Source organism: Novacetimonas cocois, assembly GCF_003311635.1.
GTDB classification, from domain to species: domain Bacteria; phylum Pseudomonadota; class Alphaproteobacteria; order Acetobacterales; family Acetobacteraceae; genus Novacetimonas; species Novacetimonas cocois.
In genome coordinates this window covers 3021-5955 of the sequence record NZ_QEXL01000032.1, presented here as the reverse complement: position 1 = coordinate 5955, position 2935 = coordinate 3021, and the positions used below count along the sequence as shown (strand labels likewise).

The 2935-nt window shown below is 51.3% G+C and carries 4 protein-coding genes; 1 reads left to right on the top strand and 3 read right to left on the bottom strand.

What is annotated here, in order from left to right; genetic code table 11:
- The first annotated feature begins 581 nt into the window (after positions 1–581).
- Positions 582–1682: a replication initiator protein A gene (locus tag NJLHNGOC_RS14945; protein WP_110570150.1), complete on the top strand. Its 1101-nt coding sequence runs from the start codon at positions 582–584 to the stop codon at positions 1680–1682.
- A gap of 61 nt (positions 1683–1743) precedes the next feature.
- Here the strand turns inward: NJLHNGOC_RS14945 and NJLHNGOC_RS14940 are convergent, their stop codons facing one another.
- From NJLHNGOC_RS14940 to NJLHNGOC_RS16490, 3 genes are all read right to left on the bottom strand, one after another.
- A complete protein-coding gene (locus tag NJLHNGOC_RS14940) occupies positions 1744–2034 on the bottom strand; it encodes a ribbon-helix-helix domain-containing protein (protein WP_039998296.1) in 291 nt (96 codons plus the stop codon).
- Positions 2031–2684, bottom strand: a complete 654-nt coding sequence (gene parA / locus NJLHNGOC_RS14935; protein ID WP_082086140.1) for a ParA family partition ATPase — start codon at positions 2682–2684, stop codon at positions 2031–2033. Before parA ends, NJLHNGOC_RS14940 begins: the two co-directional genes overlap by 4 nt.
- Positions 2685–2766: 82 nt before the next feature.
- Complete coding sequence (locus NJLHNGOC_RS16490; RefSeq protein WP_239021567.1) at positions 2767–2883, bottom strand: hypothetical protein; 117 nt, start codon at positions 2881–2883, stop codon at positions 2767–2769.
- Positions 2884–2935 lie beyond the last annotated feature (52 nt).

Below are 2935 nucleotides of genomic sequence, written 5' to 3'. Positions count from 1 at the left end.
TCTTCTGGTGTTGCAGGCGTCGGGCGAGCGCGGAGCGGGAGCCCCGTAGGGCGCCAAAGGCGCCGACGCGGGGGAGGANAGGTCTTGGTGGAGAGACGATGCGGGAATGCATCGTCAGATTATGATTTCGCGCCGTAGGCGTGTCCGTTTAGCGCAGCCCTGAAAGGGCGAGCAGGGGGATGCCGGGTGGGAGATCGCGCATAGCGCGATCGGGGCGGCCGTAGGCCGCGAGCCGGCGGGGGCGGAGCCCCCAAGAGGCGGTGCTTGGAGGCAATTTGGCTGCAAATTTCAGGAAATAAAAAGTTATCCACAGCATTGGAGTGTTTAAATAGGTGTTAAAGTGGTGTTACGGATTTTTATAATTCAAATAACATACTGAATAATAAAGGTTTTATCGGGAGATTCTATCGTCCTGTGAATCCACTATGACGATAAACCGAATCCACTATGACGATAAACTGAATCTAATATGACGATAGCGAGTATGCGTAATTGAAATGACGATAAGCTCAATCTGAATCTAAAATGACGATAATTGGCTTGCGTATTTGAAGTGACGATAGTAGCTATCTGTAATTGAAATGACGATAGAATCTTCTCCTTCCTTGTTCGACATTGTGCCTTCTCTGGCTGTGGAAGGTGATGATCGCACGCCCCTCCTTCCAGTCCGCCATCCAAATCAGGATCTATTCATCTGTGACGTGCTCGATGCCATTCCCAAAGATGATATGGCGTCAATGGAGCATCCAGTTTTTTCGCTCTCGACCAAGCCAGACAACCGGATGCGACGCTATGAACACAATGGGAATATCATAGAGATCATCCCGTCTGGCAAAGGGCTGGCAACGATCCATGACAAGGATATCCTAATCTACTGCATCTCTCAGCTCGTTGCGAAAATGAATCACGGCGAACAACCAGGCCGAACACTCCGCCTTCAAGCCTATGACATGCTGGTCGCTACCAATCGTCAAACCAGCGGAGCAGGCTATAGGCTACTGACCGACGCGTTGACACGTTTGCGCGGAACAACCGTGCGAACCAACATTCAAACAGGCGGCATTGAAGAAACGCGAATTTTCGGTTTGATCGAAGAAGCTAGAATCACCCGTAAGACGTTTGATGGCCGAATGCTTGATCTTGAAATCACTCTGTCAGATTGGGTCTATCGTTCAGTCATCAGCAAGAATGTCCTAACTCTTCACCGAGACTATTTCCGACTTCGTAAACCGTTCGAACGACGCATGTACGAACTAGCCCGCAAACACTGCGGTATGAAAGATGAATGGAAGATCGGATTAGAGCTGCTGCAAAAAAAATGTGGCTCAAATAGCCCGCTTCGCGTCTTTCGATCCTTGGTTAAGAAAGTTTGTGCGCATGACACCAGTCATGCTCATTTTCCTGACTATGCCATCACAATGGCCGACGACATCATTCTATTTCGCAACCGTTTGAGCCTTAAAACAAAGGTCGATGTTATCGCCCCTATGAGGGATGCTCCCTACATCGACCCCGAAACCATGCATGACGCTAAAACCGTTGCGCCAGGATATGACATCTATGCTCTCCATGACGAATGGGTTTCATGGTGGCACGACATGGGAAAACCAGAGCTTAAAAGCCCTGCCGGAGCCTTTATTGGCTTTTGTAAAAAACGGCACGAACGCAACCCAATACGCTGATTCCGGCATACGCCAGCAAGTGTACATGCCTACATGCAAACATGACCGCACGTAAACATGCCTACTTGCCCACAGGACTTTCTCCCATCTTGCGTAGCCAGTCGTTAAACGCGTCGGCCATCGCATCCTGTAAACTCATCCCATGCTTTCTGGCGGTCATATGCATGGCAAATGACATTTCCGGACTAAAATAGCCGGTCATGGCTTTCTTGCCCTGACGGCTCGGCGCAACCTGCTTGCTGGCTGTACCAACAACATTGGTAGCAGCAACCTTGCCTTCTGATGCAACTGCAACCGGCGATATTGCGGAATCACGATCCCGCAACGACAGTAGAGACCCCTTCCGGCTCATGCACTAGCTCTCCGCTTCCTTGATGATTGCATGTTTACATGCTTGCATGTCCACTTGTAAAGCAGCCTTACCTCATCAGACGCCTTGCCTTTAGGCTCTACTTCCATTGCAGTTTTCCCTTCCGCCGCAGCATGACGGAAAACTGCACGATCAGCGATAATATGTGGACATGCGTTCAGTCCGTAACTTTGTACGAGTTGTGTGGCCTCCTCATACATACGTGGAGCAGTCGGACTTCCCGCTGTAAAAACGACGAAGGCTGGTTTGCCACGCATTTTTATAAGGCTGGCAGTCGTTTTGATTGCTGCCAGATCGAACGCACTCGGCCGACATGGAATTAATACCAAATCGGCGACTTCAACGGCAGCACTAGCCGCACTATCAGCGTGAGGCGGAGTATCAATCACGATGAACTCAGCACCCTGACTCATTGCCTGTCCGATCTTAGCCGCGAGACGAGGCGGAGCACTGTCAATTACAACCGGCGGAGCATCCTTACGCCATGCGGCCCATTGGCTCGCCGTCGCCTGTGGGTCCACATCAATCACCAATGCTGTATGGCCAGCATCCTCAGCCGCAGCAGCCAGATGCAAGGCCAGAGTGGTTTTTCCAGCCCCACCCTTCTGGCTGATAATCGCTATTGTTGGCATGTGAACGTCCTTACATGACCTCATGTTTGCATGTGGTCATACGTGAAAATCTGCTCTATCTACAAGAGAGAATGACAGAAAATCACTCCCACATTTTCCGTGCGATATCCTGCTCCTCGGCGCCGACGGCATCGGCGTAGATGGCGGTGGTGGAGAGCTGGGCGTGACCGAGCCATTTCTGCACCATGTTGAGGGGGATACCGCTGGAGACGGCGGCGACGCCGAAGGCATGGCGCAGGCCCTTGGGGGAG